Raw genomic sequence first — 19,181 nt, forward strand, 5'->3', positions numbered from 1 at the left:
TATCAAACTTCGGTTATGGTTCAATTTATTGAACTTATAGCTTTTGTATTTACATATGGATTGAACCACAGAAATAAATGTGAAACTGCTTCTATACATTGCTTTTGTTTCCCGACAAGTCTATTATATTGAATATTTTCGCAACCCTCCTATTCTTTGGGCAGGGGCTTACTGGTTCGAGAGACTTGTTCTTTTGGTTTAAGCCCCAATGATTGGTGATACCATTCTATCTACAGCGCTTTGCGCTCAAACCAAGAGGATTGTTGAAAGCTTTGCTTTGCAAAGCTTTCAACAATCTTCTTATGGTTCGTTTGATCGATAATTGCTGTAAATAGAATTTCGTCATGGCTATGCCTAGCTACTTAGAGCTTATTTAGCAGCGATCGCTTTTTCGACCTTCACCTCATTAAGACAAGTTCCATTTTGCTCAAATTCTGTAATATTAGAGAGCGTGGTATCCGCAATATTCGCCAAGGCTTGACGGGTAAAAAAGGCCTGATGTCCCGTAACGATCGCATTTGGGAAAGTGAGTAGGCGCTGAAAAGTATCATCTTGAATTACCCGATTCGATAGGTCTTCAAAAAATAGGTCTGACTCCTGTTCGTATACATCTATGCCCAGATAACCAATGGTGCCAGATTTCAATCCATCGATCGCAGCTTGCGTATCAATCAAACCTCCGCGACTTGTATTAATCAACATTACGCCAGTTTTCATTTGAGCGATCGCGCGATCGTCAATTAAATGATAGGTATCAGGAGTGAGCGGACAATGGAGCGAGATGATATCAGATTGAGCCAACAATTCAGGTAGAGAAACATAGGTCATGCCTTGATCGAGACAACTGGGATTGTGATAGGCATCATAGCCGATCAAGGTACAGCCAAAGCCCTTCATAATTTGCGCGAAAATCGCCCCAATTCTTCCCGTTCCAACCACTCCCACCGTCGCCCCATGCAGATCAAAACCTAGCAATCCTTCAATCGAAAAATTACCTTCGCGAACGCGATTATAGGCTCGATGTACTTTACGATTGAGCGATAAAATCAAAGCTACAGTATGTTCGGCAACCGCAAAAGGAGAATAGGCTGGAACTCTAACGATCGCTACCCCTAATTTCGATGCGCTTGCTAAATCCACATGATTGAACCCAGCCGAACGTAAAGCAATTAACTTCGTACCACCTTTAGCCAAAATTTCGAGCATTTCGGCATCAAGATAGTCATTAATAAAAATGCAGATTGCCGAAAATCCGATCGCCAGAGAAACTGTCTCGTGACTGAGATGACATTCAAAGAAAACTATTTCATGTTGGTATCGCTCATTGGCAAGATCAAAGGAATAGCGATCATAAGACTTGGCATTAAAAAAAGCAACTTTCATAATTATTGGGAGTAACAATTTTTCTAAACACAAATAAAGGCTCGCCTAGCGAGCCTTTATACCAAAGCTGAAAATGGCGTAGCCATTTTCAGCTTTGAAAACCCTTACTGGGTTTAGTTTTTAATTCACAAAAGTGTTGTCACACTTTCGTGAATTGGTATTATTTGTGTTGGTTCTAAGGAATCATTAAAGGTTAACTACCAACATTGATAGTTGCCTTAGCGGGATCGTAGGGCTCTAATTCTACCTTAACAGGTTTCACATTCCAGATCTCGTCACAATATTCCTTAATCGTGCGATCGGAAGAGAACTTCCCAGAGCGGGCAACATTGAGAATGCTCATCGTTGTCCATTTTTCAACATCCTGATAAGCTTCGCTAACCTTAGCTTGACAATCTGCGTAGGCTTGATAGTCAGCCAACAACATATAGTCATCATGATGCAAAAGTGAATCGACTAAAGGCTTGAACAAGTCGCGCTCTCCAGGAGAGAAATATCCCATAGCAAGGCGATCGAGTACATTGCGAAGTTCTTCATTGCTGTCGTAGTAGTCACGAGGATTATATCCTTGTGACTTCATCTCTTCAACCTCAGAGGCGGTAAGACCAAAGAGGAAGAAGTTATCGTCACCAACTTCTTCGCGAATCTCAATATTGGCTCCATCTAAAGTTCCAATCGTTAAGGCTCCATTCATCGTAAATTTCATGTTGCCAGTTCCAGAAGCTTCCTTCCCAGCCGTAGAAATTTGCTCGGAGAGATCCGCCGCAGGATAAATCAATTGTCCGAGTGACGCACTAAAGTTAGCCAAAAAGACGACCTTAATTCTGCCATGAACGTCGGGATCGCGATTGACGACATCAGCCACAGCGTTAATCGCTTTAATGATTAATTTCGCCATGAAATAGCCAGGGGCAGCCTTACCACCAAAAACAAACGTCCGAGGGGTAATATCGATATTGGGGTTCTGTTTAATGCGCAGGTATAGCCCAATGATATGTAGCAAATCGAGATGTTGGCGCTTGTACTCGTGGATCCGTTTTACTTGAATATCGAAGATGGAATTCACATCAACTTCGACACCATTGTGAGTACGGATGTAGTCGGCGAGTTTTTGCTTGTTCGCTTGCTTGATTTGTCGCCAGCGATCGCGAAAATCGCGATCGTCAACAAAGGCTTCAATCTTACGGAGTTCATCCAAATGTTTCAGCCATGTATCGCCGATTTTTTCGGTAATGAGCCCCGATAAGGCAGGATTGGCTAGCAATACCCAACGGCGAGGAGTAACGCCATTGGTCTTGTTGTTAAACTTCTCTGGCCATAGCTTGTAGAAGTCTTTTAATACATCTTGCTTGAGTAGCTCAGTATGTAAAGCAGCAACCCCATTTACAGCATGACTGCCAATGGTTGCGAGGTTTGCCATGCGGACTTTTTTGCCACCGCCTTCTTCGATGATGGATAGGCGTGATAGCAATTCATCGTCATCGGGGAACCAAGTCTGCACATCTTGCATGAAACGATGGTTGATTTCATAGATGATTTCTAAATGGCGGGGCAAAAGACTCTCAAATAGCGGTACACCCCATCTTTCTAGGGCTTCGGGCATCAAGGTGTGATTGGTGTAAGCAAACGTGTTTTGGGTAATCCGCCATGCTTCGTCCCAGAATAGCCCATGCTCGTCAACTAGTAAGCGCATCATTTCCGCAATACTGATCGCGGGGTGGGTGTCATTTAATTGCACCGCCGCATGATCGGCAAGATTATCCAGACGACCGTATCTGTTAAGGTGGCGACGAATGATGTCTTGAAGCGAGCAGGATACAAAGAAGAACTGCTGCTCTAGGCGTAATTGACGACCCTGAGGGGTATTGTCGTTGGGGTAAAGGACTTTGGAAATGGTTTCCGATTTGATCTTGGTCGCTACCGCACCGTCATAGTCGCCAGAGTTAAAAGCTTGGAAGTTAAAATCTTCGCCTGCTTCAGCTTTCCAAAGACGGAGGGTATTAACGGTATTGGTTTGATATCCAGGCACTGGGGTATCATGGGGAATCCCTTCGACGGTGAAACTGGGGATCCAACGGGTATGGGGACGACCGCGATCGTCATTGTAAATTTCCGTATGACCGCCAAATTTGACTTGAACTGTGGACTCGTAGCGCACTACTTCCCAAGGATTGCCACAGCGCAGCCATTTGTCGGGGATCTCCACCTGCCAACCATGCTGAATCGATTGATTGAAAATACCAAACTCGTACCGAATGCCATAGCCCATTGCAGGAATTTCTAAGGTGGCAAGGGAATCGAGGAAACAAGCAGCTAAGCGCCCCAGACCACCATTGCCTAATCCGGGATCGGGTTCTTGCTCTAGGACTTCGGTGAGATCCAGCCCTGACTCTCTGACCGCTTGTTCAATGGATTCGTACAGATCGAGATTGATCAAGCTGTTACCGAGGTGTCGCCCCATCAGAAATTCGGCGGAGAGATAGTAAACAGTCTTGATGTCTTGTTCGTGGTAGACCTTGAGGGTTTGAAGCCAACGTTGCAACAGGCGATCGCGTGTTGTATAAGACAACGCCATGTAATAGTCGGTAAAATTGGCGAGAATAGCGAGTTTGCCTTGTATGTAGAACAGATTATCGGCAAAGGCCCGCTTGAGGGTTTCGATACTTAAACCTGTGCGATCGTCTTCTACCGTAATATTGCTGGTTTGATTAGCAACATTTGTTTGCATAGAATTATTCCTGAATGGTTACTTTGTCTTATTGCCGTTCTGCTGACCCTAAGGCGGAGGGTAATGCCCCTGTCCTATCCAAGCATAAACTTTGGAATGTTGAACACTTATTAACTGATAATTTATGTTTGAGGGGCATAATATTTACGATTTCCTGACATTAGCTAATTTTTTTGTGAAAAAACTGCCTCATTAGCTCTGGGAGATCCTTGGAGACACCTCAAGATGAAAGTACCTGTAAAAATCAAAAAAGAGATCGTCACCTCTTGGTGGATTGACAATTTAATTGACAGTTTAATTGTTGCATTTCTTTACCTTGCGATTAGTGCCTTGGTGCTACAGCTACCCCAGTCCCAATTAGGCTCACCAGTTTGGCCGCCTGCGGGCATTGCGGTAGGAGCTTTGTTAGCAAGGGGGCGATCGCGATGTTGGGGAATATTTTTGGGGGCAGCCCTAAATAGTTTTTTTGTTTCTAAGGCTCCCTTTCTTTTTGCCCTTCTGGCAGGATTGGTACCTACGATCGGTGCTTTGACCTCTACCACATTAATTTTATTTTTTAACAAGACGAATAATTTCCTAAATTACGTTAAAAACTTTGTGAGATTTTCTCTTGCGGCTACCTTTAGTGGAACTATTCTCCAAGCATTATTGGGGACTTTAATAGTATCTTATGCGGGGCTAACTAAATGGGATATTTACTGGAAAGTAGCTTGGGGATGGTGGGTTGGGGATGCGATGGGAGTCTTACTCTTCGCACCTTTAGTATTTGTATGGTGGAGTAAGCAATCAACAATAACACCTATTACTAATAACAAATGGAGCTTTAGATCCAATGGTAAAGAGTTGTTTTTATGCTTGTCGATCTTAGGCATAACATCCTATTTTACGATCCTCGGAAATCAGCCCCTTGAGTATTTTTTACTGCCACCTTTACTATGGTCGGCATTTCGATTTGGTTCCAAAATTACAACCCTAACAGTTACCTTTACTGCCATGGTTGCTGCTATAAGTACTTCCTATAAGTTCGGTAGCTTTTATAAAGTTTCCCAAGAGATTAATTCTTTAATCTTCCTTCAACTATTTATGGGGGTAATTTTAATTACCACATTAATGGTTCTAGTACTGGCGGAAGAAAATAATCGCAATTCGCAGGAATTACAAGAGCAAGTTATTCTTAAGGATAAAGCTTATACTCAGCTAGATCTGATCAATCGGGATCTAGAAGAAATTATCGAAACAAGAACTAGTGAGTTATTAGAAGCTAATCGAGAAATCAAATTTTTAAATGAGCAATTAACCGCAGAAAATTATCGCATGAGTTCGGAATTGGCAGTTACTCGACGATTACAGAAAATGATCCTGCCTAGGACAAAAGAATTAAATACTATTAAAGAATTAGATATTGTAGGATTTATGGAACCTGCCGATGAGGTGGGTGGTGACTATTACGATGTTTTGCAGCAAAATGGACATATAAAAATAGGGATCGGTGATGTTACGGGGCATGGTTTAGAAAGCGGCGTAATCATGATCATGTTACAAACGGCGATCCGAACCTTGCTAATTAATGGAGAAAAGAATCCCGTCAAGTTTTTATCTACGGTCAATCATACTATTTACGAAAATCTTCAGCGAATGAATTGCGAGAAGAGTTTGAGTCTAATTCTGATTGATTATCATGATCGCGTGCTGCATTTGAGCGGTCAACATGAAAGTGTAATTGTGATTCGAGATAGTGGAGACATCGAGATAATTGATACAGATGCCTTAGGATTTCCTATTGGCTTAACCGATGAAATCTCTGAATTTATTTTTGAGACCGCCATAAATTTAAATCTAGGCGATGTAGTTGTTTTATATACTGACGGTATTACGGAAGCGGAGAATCATACGAAGGAACTGTATGGACTTGATAGATTGATTCATACGATCGGTAAATTCCACCGAAATTCTGTTGATCAAATTAGAGAGGCTGTGATTACTGATATCCGTGAATTTATCGGTTCCAGTAAGGTATATGACGACATAACTCTCGTGGTCATGAAGCGTAAAATCTAATTATAGCTATATTCACTTAAGTCAGGACATCAAACCCAATAGAGAGTTGCGGCGCGAAGCGCCGCAACTCTCTATTGGGTTTGACTATAGCTATAGTAGAAGAGAAAAGCGGCACTTCGTGCCACCTTTGCCAGTCTTGTTAGGACATAAAGCCCAAAAGAGGGTTGCCGCGCGGAGTGCGGCAACCCTCTTTTACGGCAGCTATACATTTGCGACCAAAAAGACCGATCGGGGAAACTCGCCCAAAAACAAGTGGTATCCCTTAGAATAAATTTAGGAAACACTTGTCATATTCATATCTATGAAAGCTTTTTGGATATTAGCCACGATCGCTAGCTTGTCAGGTGTAACTACGAGTTGCACACAAACCAATAAGGATGCCTCCCAAGCTCAAGTACAGAGCCAGAAACCTGCTGTAGCCGTAGATGTGGCGATCGCCAGTTTAGAGCTACTGGAAGAAGAAAATGAATATACGGGAACGACTGCACCTATTAGAGAGGTATCAGTGCGATCGCGTTTAGAAGGACGTTTACTAGATTTGAATGTGGATATTGGCGATCGCGTAGAATCTGGACAGGCTATTGCCCAATTGGATGATGCGGTTCTATCTGCTACTGTGCTACAGGCAGAAGCGGAAGTTGCAGCAAGGTCATCGGAAGTATCACAAGCAACCGCCGCAGTGGGTAATGCTCGCGCTCAAGTGGAAAGAGCAAGAGTCCAGTATCAGCAATCACAGGCAAATGCTAATCGCTTCACCCAATTGGCTAAAGAAGGAGCAGTTTCTCCTCAAATTGCCGAGAATGCCGTTACTGAAGCTAAAGCTGCTGAACAGTCATTGCGATCTGCCGAGCAGCAAGTTAGTCTCCAAGAGCAAACAGTGAGTGCCAATTCCCAACGAGTTTTAGCTCAAGAAGCAATCAAGCTCAGAGAGCAGGAGCGTCAATCCTATACCACAATTACATCTCCCATCAATGGAGTCGTCCTAGAGCGGGTGAGTGAAATTGGTAATCTCCTATTCGCAGGCAATGAAGTTGTCAAGCTAGGGGATTTTAGTCAAGTTAAAGTGATTGTGCTGATTTCGGAATTAGAAATTAGCAAAGTTCGCTTAAATCAATCCGTTGATGTGCGTTTTGACACTTTCCCCGATCAAAAGTTTACGGGAACAGTAAGGCGTATTTCACCCGTAGCCGATCCAGTGGCGCGATTAATTCCTGTGGAAGTAGTAGTTCCTAATCGAGATGGAAAACTGGGTAGCGGTCAATTAGCGAGAGTGCAGTTTTCAGGCAAACAGGAACGTCAAATCGCGATCGCAGAAACGGCTCTAGAAGTAGCAGGACGACCGACTCCAAATCCTAAAGATGCAAATCCTAAAGATGCAAATATTCAAGCGAAATCGAAAGCTGATTCCAAGTCTAGTCCTAATGTGAGTGACAAAGGCAAGCCCCAAACTGGCATAGTTTTTGTGATTACGGGCGATCCCAAAGAGCCAAAAGTATTAGCGCGTAAGGTTAATCTTGGCGATCGCCGTGACGGTAAAGTTGTGATTCTTTCTGGTTTGAAGGTCGGCGATCGCATTGTCGTTAGAAGTGGTGGCAAGTTGCAGGATGGCGATCCTGTCAAGCTGAGCGTGTTATCCCAATAAGTTCCAATAGGTAATGATGTAAAGCCCCTCTGGCTTTACATCATTACTTTTTTTTAATTATTTTTAAGAGGTAACTATGAGCGAGCAGAAATCATCCATTCCCAAGCCGACAGGATTTAGTATTAGTGCGATCGCGATTCGTCGGCATATTGGCACATTGATGCTGACCTTAGCGATTTTTGTGATGGGGGCTTTTTATATCAGCCGCTTGCAGGTGGATTTGCTCCCATCCATCGTTTATCCCAGAATTGGCGTACAGATCAATATTCCAGGAATTAGCCCAGAAGTTGCGATTACGGAAGTCACCAAACCCCTCGAAGAAGCTCTAGCCCTAACCGAAGGTGTGAACCAGCTTTTTTCGCGTACCCGTGAAGGACAAGTAAGGGTAGATTTGTTTTTTGAGGCAGGTAGTAATGTCGAGCAGGCGCTTAACAATACCGTTGCTAGTTTTAACCGTGGTCGTAGTCAATTACCAGACGATATCGAAGATGCGCGGATTTTCAAATTTGACCCATCTCAATTTCCCATCTACGAGTTTGCGCTCACATCGCCTTCCCTCTCCCTAACGGAGCTGCGTCTATTTGCCGATGAGGAATTAGGACGCGAGTTAGCGATCGTGCCAGGGGTAGCGGGAATCGACGTAGTTGGCGGCGTTAAGGAAGAAGTACAGGTCAATCTCGATCTCAAGCGTCTGCAAGCCGTCGGGGTGAATATTGATGATGTCTTAAAGGCTTTGCGCGATCGCAATGTCGATATTTCAGGCGGACGCTTGCGGGATGGTACGGTCGAACCGCTTACCCGTGCGATCGGTAAATTTCGCAATGCTAAGGAACTAGAAAATTTATCTTTTACAGTGCGTGGCAGTGCCACAGCACAGCCCCGACAGGTCTATTTGCGCGACTTTGCCGAAATAGTTGATGGGACTGAGGAGCAACGGGTATTTACTTCCCTCAATGGACAGGCTGCCGTGAGATTGCTAGTCACCAAACAACCCGATGCCAATACGATTGAGGTCGTCGATGGCGTAACGGAAAAGATTGCCGCCTTGCAAGGAAGTGGTGCAATTCCCAGTGATGCCATTATCACCGCCACCTTAGACGAATCCAAGTTAATTCGCGCTTCCGTTGCCAACGTCGCCTCTTCTGGCATCATGGGGGCAGTTTTAGCAGGAACAGCCGTATTGCTCTTTCTGGGCTCAATCCGTCAAACCCTGATTATTACCCTCGCCATTCCCCTCGCCACCCTTGCCTCCATTATTGCGATGGGTATTTTTGGATTTTCGATGAACCTGTTTAGCCTAGGCGGCTTAGCTTTAGGTGTGGGTGGTGTCGTAGACTGCTCGATCGTCATGCTAGATAACATCATCAATGGTCTCGAACGCAATCGCAAAAATAACGGCGTACCAGATACGATCGCCCAAGCCCAAATTAGTAGTTCGGAAATCGAATCAGCATTGGTTGCCTCTACGAGTACCAACCTCGTTGTTATTTTCCCATTCCTATTACTCGGCGGATTTCTGTCACTGCTATTCAATCAACTGATTCTCACGATTAGTTTTGGGAATATTGCCGCGATCGCGATCGCCATTACCGTCGTCCCGATGATCGCCTCCCGCCTGTTGGGTATTCCTTGGTCGAGTCGGTTGAATGAAACTTGGTTTATGCGCGGATTTCAGCAAAGATTTGCCGCCGCAACATTGGGCTATGCAGGATTCCTCGCTAAAATCGTCCATTATCGTCTGTGGGTGGTGATCGCTGTATTTGCGATCCTTGGTGGTGGTGGCTTCTTGATGGGCAGACAACTACCCCAAGAGATCATTCCACAGGTAAAAACAGGTGATGTGAGCTTAAACGCTCAATTTCCCGCAGGTACTACCCTTGCCGCTAACCGCAAAGTCATGGAAATTGTGGATGATATTCTCGTCAAGCAGCCTGAAACTGCCTATGCCTTTACAACCATTGGTGGCGGTTCCTTTGGCAATAATGTGACTAATAACCCTTTACGCAGTGGTAGCACTATTACCCTCAAACCGAATGCTGATCTGGCGGGATTTATCAGTCGCGTCAATCGGGAAATCAATAAATTAAATCTGGCAGGCGTAAGAATCAGGGTCAACCCCGGACAAGTACGCGGTATTATCGTCAATAATTCCCCCATACCACGTACAGATATTGACATAATTTTACAGGGTACTAATCCTGAAGTCCTAGCCCAAGCTGGTACAGAAATTCTCAGTGCCTTAGAAAAAAGTGTTAAAGGCGCAAACTTCCGTCCTGATACCGATGCCCGTCAGCCCGAAGTGCAAATTTTCCCAGACTGGGAACGCTTGCAAGCTTTGGGACTATCTACGCAATCCATTGGCTCTACGCTGCAAACTGCAATTACAGGCTCTGTGCCGACCCAGTTACAAAGAGGCGATCGCCTAGTCGATGTGCGCGTCCAACTCGATCCCGAATCACGCAAAAATGCCTCGCAATTGCAGCAAGTTCCGCTATTTGTGAGCAATAATCGTCCTGTCCGCCTTGCTGATGTTTCCAAAATCCGCGAAGGTCGCGCCCCAGGAGAAATTCAACGTATTAACCAGCGTCAAGTGTTCTTGATTCTCGGTAGTTTAGAACGTGGTACAAGTCTCAGCGATGCGCTCAAACAGACAGAAGATGTGATTGCGGCGATCGATCTGCCCGATGGAGTCGTGGTTTTACCTAGTACCGCTAAACAAGCGAATGATAATCTCTCCAAAGCCTTTGGGGTATTAGGTTTACTCGCTTCTTTCTTAGTATTTGTGGTGATGGCAGTTCAATATAACTCCCTGATCGATCCCTTGGTAATTATGCTGACAATTCCCCTTGCTCTCGCTGGCGGCATCGTCGGGCTATATGTCACCAATAGCTCGATCAATGTGATGGTGGTAATCGGCGTGATCTTGCTAGTGGGGATTGTGGTTAACAATGCGATCGTCATGGTCGAGTTCGCCAACCAATTGCGTGAGGAGCAGAAATGTAGCCGCATTCAAGCAATCCTCCAAGCTGCACCGATGCGGTTACGCCCCATCCTAATGACTACCATTACAACGGTAGTTGGTGCTTTTCCTCTGGCTTTGGGCGGCGGTGATGGGGGCGAGTTCTTGCAACCACTAGGAATCGTCACCTTCTCTGGTTTAGCCCTTGCCACAATTCTGACTTTATTCTTAATTCCTTGCTCCTATGTCCTTTTGCATGAGTTTAACTGGGCAAAGGTGAAGAAGCTAGTACCAGTAAAAATTACATCTCGCTAAATCTAAAAAACCTCGCAAAGCGAGGTTTTTTAGATTTATATAGCTGCCGCCAACTGTATCAGGACATAAAACCCAAGAATTGATTGGCGGTGCGGAGCACCGCCAATCAATTCTTGGGTTTTGAATGAAAGGTTTGTAGCCATTCTCGAAACTCTCTTCTTAAAATACTCATCGGTGTATCTTTACTTTTTTCGAGAAATAAAGAAATGCCTTCAATAACTGGAATCGCTGGGAAAGCTTTACTGATGGTTGAATTGAGATATTTCCCATCCTCAAATAGACTAATCTCTAATTTCCCATTTTTATATCGCCAGATTTCAGGAATAGCTAAAGCTTCATAGGCACTGATTTGTGTAATTGAGGTTAAGTCCACTTCGATCGCTAAATCAGGTCCAAGATCAACTGTGAGATCAATTCTTTGTTTGCCAATTACCGCTTGATAGTTCTGGATATAAAAACAGTCATCAGGCTCGATCCCTACCTGCATTTGCTTATTCTTAAAGGTTGTCGAGCCAAGAGATTCCCACTCCAAGGCTAATTCATCTAAGATAATCTTGAGTAAATCTCCGATCAAAACCTTAGCGCGTTCATGTCCTGCTAATGGCATTCTCAGTTCTAACACTCCTTTGTAATAGGCAATCAGCGCGTGACGATGTTCTCCTAAATCTTCCAATATATCTTCAAATTCTTGCCAGTTAATATTTTCAAGGGTAACTCGTTGACCTTGGTTTAGCTGTATTTGAGCGATCGCAATTTTGACTGGCATGATAACAATCTCAAGTTGATCAATATCGATTCTAAACCAAGAGATGAGGGGCGGCGCTTCGCGCCGCCCCTCATCTCTTGGTTTTTGCGCGATATCAAGGAAATTTTTGATTAATAATGGTGAAGTGCTTTAAATATGTAGACCTGTAGATAGTTATGCCTCAAATAGCCAGTAATTCTGGAAAAAATCGTGAAATATTATCGGGACAGATCGCTTTAGTCTGGCATCGGCGCGATTTACGCATTGATGACAATCCTGCTTTGAGTGAGGCGATCGCACAGGTTGGTGATCAAGGAATCGTGATGGGTTTATTTATATTTGATCCCGATATTCTCGATGATGGTGTAACTGAGGGCAGCAAGGTTGACTTTATGCTTGGTTGTTTGCGCGAGTTGCAAGCTAACTATCGACGTTTGGGCAGCGAATTGCTATTTATGTATGGGCAGCCTGTGCGATCAATTCGTGAACTAGCGAAAGCAATTAATGCAAGTCATGTCTTTTTTAACCAAGATGTCGAACCCTTGGCAATTAAGCGCGATCGCGAAGCATATCAAGCTTTGCAAGAAATCGGCGTAAAGGTACAAAGTTTCGTGGATATTGGTTTGATCGCCCCCGATGCGATCGCCACACAGGCAGGAGAACCCTATAAGGTCTACACTCCCTTTTGGCGCAATTGGCAAAGTAAACCCAAGCCCCAACCCTTAGATGCACCGCAAAAATTAACAGGTTTAGCAAGTTATGCGAATCTACCTGTAATTCCTTTACCAAGCTTACGCGAACTCAAATTTATCAATGACATCACCCTACCAGAATCAGGCGAATCCGCCGCTTTAGCAATATTAGAAGCCTTTTGTGATGGCAATGGAATTTTACGCTATCAGACCGAGCGTGATTTTCCCGCCCATGCAGGGACATCGACATTGAGTCCCCATTTGCGCTTCGGGACAGTGGGGATTAGAAGAGTGTGGGAAAAAGCGATCGCTGCTCAACAACTTGTCCGCAGTGACGAAGATCTAGCAGGAATCACGATCTGGCAACAGGAACTAGCATGGCGCGAATTTTATCAGCATGTACTTTTTCACTTTCCTGCCTTAGCAACAGGAGCCTATCGTCCTCAGATGCAGAGCTTTCCGTGGGATGATGATCCCGAAAAATTTGAGGCATGGTGTGCAGGACTTACGGGTTATCCCATTGTTGATGCGGCTATGCGTCAACTCAATCAAACGGGATGGATGCATAATCGCTGTCGGATGATTGTCGCTAGCTTTTTGACTAAAGATTTGATAATTAATTGGCAATTGGGGGAGCGATATTTTATGCAAAAGTTACTAGATGGCGATCTGGCGGCAAATAATGGTGGTTGGCAATGGAGTGCCTCCAGTGGTATGGATCCTAAACCTCTAAGAATTTTTAACCCCGCATCCCAAGCAAGGAAATACGATCCCGAAGGTGAATATATTTTACGATGGCTACCCGAATTGCAAGGCTTAACCACAGCAGAATTATTGAGTGGCAATATCCCTCCCCACCAATGTCAGCGGCGCAATTACCCCTTGCCCATCGTCGATCACAACATTCAGCAGCAAAAGTTTAAAAGGCTTTATCAAGATTGTAAAATTAATTAATACCCCTCCAACCTGTAGCGCACGCTGCGCGTGCGCTACAGGTTGGGGGGATATCCTATGCTTGCCTTTACTCTTGCCTCTACTATTTATGCTGCCAAAATGGCAATAAATTTATTTCCTGAAGTTTTTCTGCCGAGAAATGAATGACAAAATTATTTAAAAGCCCTAATGTACCTAAAAATGCAATAACATCCTGATTGCATTCGGAAAGCTCTATCTTTGTTCCATATTCTTTTGCAAGTCTCTGTGCAAACAGTAATACCCCTATTTCTTTAAGGGTCAAGCATTCTATACCTTCCAGACTAAATTCAAATACTTGAGGTTGATATGCAAGTAAAACTTGAATTTCATCACGAATTTCGTATATAGATGATCGCTGTCTAATATCGTAAGGCATGAAATTAATGATTTTCCTGTCTTGAAAGTGAGAAGTAAACTGATTAAATGATTATCTATATGGCTTTGCAATCTTTTTACAATCTTTATAGATGGGTTATAGATAATCATGGTATCAAAATTATAATACTTTGTATTAGCAATATTGGCTAAGATATATTTTGCTAAGAGATATTTTATTAAACAGCTTTATCAAAGATATAAAAATTGATATTAAGCTTATAAATTTACATATTTAAAGGCTTTATGAAGGAATAAATAAAGATTAAAATCAGACAAAATAGATTTTAAAATATTAGCATTTGCATTAAAAGTTAATAAGTTCCAATTTTTACATCAATTTTACATCAATCTTTTATCACTTCCTTCTTTGGAAATTATAATAAAAATTATATTAACTTAATATATGCAATTCCGATAATTCGATAAATCCATACCAACTGTATTAACAAAGGATTTATCCCCAAAAATATACTTTTATCTGAACTTAGAAAAGCACTTTTTAAATTGGTCTGCAATACCTTCTATAACTACTATAGTAAGCATAAATGATTTTGTGTCTGTAGCAAATGTACTTGACATTAGTAATTAGCTAGGTGCGCTTAAATATATGGCTACAGTCCCTTGATTTAAAACAAATCAAACTCCAAGAATTAGTTGATGGCGCTCCGCGCCACCAGTCAATTTTTGGGGTTTATGTCCTAGTACAATTGGCGACAGCTATACATTCCCTTTATTTAACGTGAGTTCGGAATAATTTGAAACGGGATTTGGGAAAGGGTTTGCCAGCTTAACTTGAACTGACGTTAGTTATTGATTAGAAGCCTGTAACTCATTAAGTTGTGCATTTTGGCTACGGATGCGTCGCGATAATAAGCGAATAATATTTACAGCGATATCGGGAGTCTCATCGATCGCTTCATAAAGTTGCTGTTGCGTTAACACCAAACAATCACATCCAGCAATGGCTGTAACCGAAGCCGAACGCGGTTCGGCATCAAATAGTGACATTTCCCCAAAGCAACTGCCCTTATCCAGAATTGCCAGATCTTTATCTCCAAGATGTACCCGCACTCGTCCAGCCACGACAATATACAGCGATCGCCCTTCTTGCCCCTGAGCAAAGATCGTTTTATCCGCTGGATAAGAAACCTCATTCATAATTGATGCGAGACGAACCAAGAATTCATCACGCAATTCCTTGAAAATTGGAACTCCTCGCACCAATAACAACCGATCAATACTGGTTAACATCGCCTAAGACTCCCCATAGCCATTTGGTTTGCCAATCATTCTGGCTTTTATCTCAGTATCTATATCTTTGCTCTCATGCAAATTATTACTTAGATTTAGGATATTTTTCCCATTATTTTGAAAGTAATAGTAAATTGCTCGCGACTGGGCAAGGACTAGCGAATCTCGATCCTTTAACAATCTGGGCAAAACTTTCATTAGCGATCGCGGTGAAGCCACCTGCAAATAAGCAATTACAGCCTCCCTAACAAAGCCTGTAGAATGTTCTAAACATTTCAGCATTGTTTCCGCAGTCAAACTCCACCATTGTGTACGAGCCACATGAAAACAGCAAGCTAACGTCCAGTCAGAAAGACAATAACGCAATTCTACTAGCTGTTGCAATCGGTTAATTGGCGAGAGGGGCTTATAGGGATGGAGCGTAGCCAGAATATTTAACTTGTCAGGAATAGAGCGATTATCAACCACTGATAGGATAATCTGCTTAACACTCAAGTCCACCGTATTATCTAAGATCTCCATACCACGCGCCAGACTGCTTTTAGAGTCCGACAAAATATTAAAGGATGCGGCTTGAATCGCCGAGCCTGAATACAGTAATTTCATCAACAGAAAAATTCGCTCTAGACTATTGATCGCTTCATTTTGCAGGGAATCTAACAGTAATCCCATTTCGGTACTAGCAACTTTATCGATTGATAAATCTACAACTCCTGCCCAAGCCTCAGTCATTACGCCCAGTTCTTGAACGACTAGTTTCTCAATGCCACTCCGCCCCACAAGCTCTAAGATCGCTTCAATACCTTGTTCCTGCGGAATCCGAATTAAAGTACGCAGTATTTGCCGACGGTGCTTGCCCCAAGATGTTAATAGATTATTTGCGAGAACTGAGATCGATCCCTGCGAGCCAATTTCCCCTAAAATATCCCATGCATGAATGCGGACATTATCAGGACTGCGATCGCTGGCAGTTAACTCTAACAAGGGCGAGATCGCATCATCGCCAAGGGTCACTAAAGCATCATGGGCGGCTTTGCGTGTTGCTTTGTAATGCAATCCGCGAATGATCGATGGGAAATATTCGCTAGCACGGGTAGCGGCGATCGCTTTTAGCAAAGCGCAGCGTACCTCGATCGAGGGATCCTGTAATAATTGCGGTACGTAGAATCGTAATGACTGCATAAAAGCAGCTTCGGCTAAGGCGCGACAGCCCAATACCCGCTCAGGCTGAGAGGGACTCGTAATCATATGGCGCAAAGTATTCGTCGCTTCGGCAACCTGTGAAGAAGCCCCTAACCGCATCATTAAGGCGACGGCAGTTCCACGAATAATCGGGTTTTGCTCTGGTCCCAAATACTTCCTCAGACCATCAATATCACGATTCTGTTCGTCTGCTAGCAATACATAACGCAAACATAAAGCCTGAACTTGAGGCGAAGCTTGATGAGACTGCATTACCTGATGGATATATGGCAGATATCGCGACTCAGGATTTTCTAACATTGCGGCAATGCTCTGAGCCTGCAAGTCTGGGGTCATTTGTAACAGAATTGGCGCAAGGGACTCATTGACCGCCTGTGGCGCAATTTGTGTTAGGAGCTCGATGCAGACTGATTGCTCGGTTTGGGTCTCCGCTCTTGACATTGATTCCGATACCGCGCGGCGCAGTTCGCGAGTATCCACCGTCGATAAACTCAATTGTCCGCGCTCGACACTCTGAATCAAAAGCTCCAGATATCCACGCCTGAGCAACCAAATAATAGCAACCCAGATCATTGCCACAACGACGATTACACCAGCAAACCAATGCGCTGAAACATCGGCTCCGATGTTATTGCGTCTGAAGATTTCACTGACAACCCAGATCAAAACCCCTGCGCCACCTGTAGCTAGAGGATCGGCAATACCTCTGACAAAGGATTGGATCTGACTGCGCAATAAATCGGGTACTGCCTGAAACAGAGTTGGGGCAGTCGCCGCCACAATCGTAAAGCGAAATAGTTCATCAAAGAACTTCAGAACGACAAATCCCGCCAATAAGCCAAATGGGGCAAACCCTGCGATCGTGCCTGTGATGATAATGCCGACGGGTGGCATTAATACTGCCAAAAATACGCCAATCCTCTCAATAATCCGACTAGAACCGAAAAGCTGCAAGGCAAGCTTAAAGACCCCCATGATTCCGCCAAAAATCCCCAGAAAGCTGCCGATCGCTTCCTCAGTTTTAAGATGAATTTCCAGTTGTGACTGATACTGGAACTCGATCATAAAAAATAAAACTTGCGCCGCAATAAAAAATCCAAATAGGAGCCAGACATATTTGAGAATGTTACCCTTTAAGGCTCGGGTGGACATTTCTCGATCTTCTTCACTGTTATAGACCGAATTGGGAAATGCTTGTTTATAGCGGGTACTTAGATAAAAAAGTACACAGGAACCGATAAATAACATGAGGCAAGTAGCAAGGGTCATATTTACAGCTCCCCCTCCCCAAGCTACTAAAAACGGATAGGAAAATCCGCCGACAATTTCAGCAACAATAATCCCCGTACTAATTAAAGGAAAGGCTCGTTTGATTTCGCGAATATTAAATAGCTGGTTCGCGGCAATATCATTATTAATATTACTAAGTACGTAAATGCCTTCCACCCAGAGACGAATCCCAAACACCGCCGCCATATAAAAGAATGTGCCTTTTTGGATCAGTCCGAACCACGCAAAGGGCAATGGCAAGGCAAGCAGACAGGATATGCCTAGCATGACCCACCGCAAAGGAAACAGCTTTTGTAACCATGAGTAAAATACGCCAAAAGCCGTTACCACAAAAGCTGTAGCAATATATACCCAAGTTAGTTTTTCGGCTGTATAGGCTTCCAGAAATAGGGTCGAGCTAGAATACTCAAGCCACACTGCTCCAATCGATGTTGCACCATAAAATAAAAACATCAATAATGTACGTTCAGCTTCATCTGGACGCAGATTGACGATTTTTAGAAATCGGCGCATCGAAGAATTAGAGTTAGGAATGACAGGAGCATTCGGTGCATTCATCTGAGAGTATTCATAGGTGATGGCGATCGTTTGACGATATGTTACTACAAGAACGCAAATCTGCAATGACAGCTATTCCCGCTATTACTTCAATTTCACAAGGACACCTCAATATTTGGGAAACTTGTCAGCGTAAGTATCAATACAGTTTTTTGGAGGAGTTGAGTCTGCCTGATGCCGATTTGCAGCGCAAAAAAAATTTGCTATTAGGGGCAAACTTTCACTTGCTAATGCAGCAAAAAGAGTTGGGGCTAGATGTATCGGCTTTAGCCAATAGCGATCCTAAGCTACAAGCATGGCTAGATGCCTTTGAGCGCCAACCACCAGCCACGATCGCGGGCGATCGCTTTTGCGAACATCGGCGTACCTTGGAAATAAAGATCGATTTGTCGCTGCATCATAGTGAGAATAGCGATCGCGGTCAAGAGTATTTTGTCTTAACTGCTATTTACGACTTTTTGATTTTGGGCGATCGGCAAGCACAGATTCTTGATTGGAAAACCCACCAAAAAGCGATCGCGGCAGATCAGTTACAAAGTAATTGGCAAACCCGCCTCTATCTATATCTATTAGCTAGAACTACCAACTATGCTCCCGAACAATTATCGATGACCTATTGGTTTGCGAATACAGCCGAATCAACGATCATTCCTTATTCACAGTTGGAGTATATCCGTACGGAAGCCAAATTAACCCAATTTTTGACAGAAATTAACCAAGCGCATAGTTATCCCCAATTGCCCCTCAATAGTCCTAGTTGCCAATATTGTGAGTTTCGCGATCGCTGCGATCGGGGTAGTCCTGAAATTGCCATTGAGACTAATGCGATCGAGGATATTCCCGAAGTCAAAATTTAATCACAGATTATACCAAAGCTCAAAATGGCTACGCCATTTTGAGCTTTGGAAACCCTTACTGGGTTTGGTTTTTAATTCACAAAAGTGTTGTCACACTTTCTTGAATTGGTATTAATCATGTTTCGATAGTCACTTGACTTAGGACAA

12 protein-coding genes are annotated in these 19,181 nt (G+C 43.5%); 6 read left to right on the plus strand and 6 right to left on the minus strand.

Annotated features, from left to right (window positions below):
* Window positions 1-369: 369 nt before the first annotated feature.
* Window positions 370-1,383 (minus strand): 2-hydroxyacid dehydrogenase, encoded by a 1,014-nt coding sequence (locus PseudUWO310_RS14495; protein WP_142602455.1) that lies wholly within the window; start codon window positions 1,381-1,383, stop codon window positions 370-372.
* A gap of 193 nt (window positions 1,384-1,576) precedes the next feature.
* Window positions 1,577-4,111 carry a glycogen/starch/alpha-glucan phosphorylase gene (locus PseudUWO310_RS14500; RefSeq protein WP_142602458.1) on the minus strand — a complete coding sequence of 845 codons (2,535 nt, stop codon included), beginning with the start codon at window positions 4,109-4,111 and terminating at the stop codon, window positions 1,577-1,579.
* A 225-nt stretch (window positions 4,112-4,336) separates the two neighbouring features.
* On the opposite strand from PseudUWO310_RS14500, the gene PseudUWO310_RS14505 reads away from it, so the two are divergent.
* From PseudUWO310_RS14505 to PseudUWO310_RS14515, 4 genes are all read left to right on the plus strand, one after another.
* Complete coding sequence (locus PseudUWO310_RS14505; protein ID WP_142602460.1) at window positions 4,337-6,169, plus strand: SpoIIE family protein phosphatase; 1,833 nt, start codon at window positions 4,337-4,339, stop codon at window positions 6,167-6,169.
* 118 nt (window positions 6,170-6,287) lie between these two features.
* Window positions 6,288-6,440, plus strand: a complete 153-nt coding sequence (locus tag PseudUWO310_RS22970; protein ID WP_190316033.1) for a hypothetical protein — start codon at window positions 6,288-6,290, stop codon at window positions 6,438-6,440.
* Between the two features lie 30 nt (window positions 6,441-6,470).
* A complete protein-coding gene (locus PseudUWO310_RS14510) occupies window positions 6,471-7,811 on the plus strand; it encodes an efflux RND transporter periplasmic adaptor subunit (protein WP_142602462.1) in 1,341 nt (446 codons plus the stop codon).
* A 76-nt stretch (window positions 7,812-7,887) separates the two neighbouring features.
* Window positions 7,888-11,085, plus strand: a complete 3,198-nt coding sequence (locus PseudUWO310_RS14515) for an efflux RND transporter permease subunit (protein WP_142602465.1) — start codon at window positions 7,888-7,890, stop codon at window positions 11,083-11,085.
* A gap of 106 nt (window positions 11,086-11,191) precedes the next feature.
* On the opposite strand, the gene PseudUWO310_RS14520 is transcribed toward PseudUWO310_RS14515, so the two are convergent.
* Complete coding sequence (locus tag PseudUWO310_RS14520) at window positions 11,192-11,851, minus strand: Uma2 family endonuclease (protein ID WP_142602468.1); 660 nt, start codon at window positions 11,849-11,851, stop codon at window positions 11,192-11,194.
* 155 nt (window positions 11,852-12,006) lie between these two features.
* Here PseudUWO310_RS14520 and PseudUWO310_RS14525 point away from each other — a divergent pair, with 155 nt between their 5' ends.
* Window positions 12,007-13,476: a cryptochrome/photolyase family protein gene (locus PseudUWO310_RS14525; protein ID WP_142602471.1), complete on the plus strand. Its 1,470-nt coding sequence runs from the start codon at window positions 12,007-12,009 to the stop codon at window positions 13,474-13,476.
* An 82-nt stretch (window positions 13,477-13,558) separates the two neighbouring features.
* Here PseudUWO310_RS14525 and PseudUWO310_RS14530 read toward each other — a convergent pair whose 3' ends face one another.
* The 3 genes from PseudUWO310_RS14530 to PseudUWO310_RS14540 all read right to left on the minus strand — a co-directional run bounded on the left by PseudUWO310_RS14530 (window position 13,559) and on the right by PseudUWO310_RS14540 (window position 18,243).
* Window positions 13,559-13,873, minus strand: a complete 315-nt coding sequence (locus PseudUWO310_RS14530; RefSeq protein WP_142602473.1) for a hypothetical protein — start codon at window positions 13,871-13,873, stop codon at window positions 13,559-13,561.
* A gap of 809 nt (window positions 13,874-14,682) precedes the next feature.
* Window positions 14,683-15,126 carry a Crp/Fnr family transcriptional regulator gene (locus PseudUWO310_RS14535; RefSeq protein ID WP_009629292.1) on the minus strand — a complete coding sequence of 148 codons (444 nt, stop codon included), beginning with the start codon at window positions 15,124-15,126 and terminating at the stop codon, window positions 14,683-14,685.
* 3 nt (window positions 15,127-15,129) lie between these two features.
* Window positions 15,130-18,243, minus strand: coding sequence for a hypothetical protein (locus PseudUWO310_RS14540; protein ID WP_223805674.1), 3,114 nt, complete (start codon window positions 18,241-18,243; stop codon window positions 15,130-15,132).
* Between PseudUWO310_RS14540 and PseudUWO310_RS14545 the strand changes: the two genes are divergently transcribed.
* A complete protein-coding gene (locus PseudUWO310_RS14545; protein ID WP_190316034.1) occupies window positions 18,243-19,034 on the plus strand; it encodes a PD-(D/E)XK nuclease family protein in 792 nt (263 codons plus the stop codon). The two genes, PseudUWO310_RS14540 and PseudUWO310_RS14545, sit on opposite strands and share 1 nt — an antisense overlap.
* Window positions 19,035-19,181: the final 147 nt, after the last annotated feature.

This window comes from Pseudanabaena sp. UWO310, from assembly GCF_006861605.1.
Lineage (GTDB): Bacteria > Cyanobacteriota > Cyanobacteriia > Pseudanabaenales > Pseudanabaenaceae > Pseudanabaena.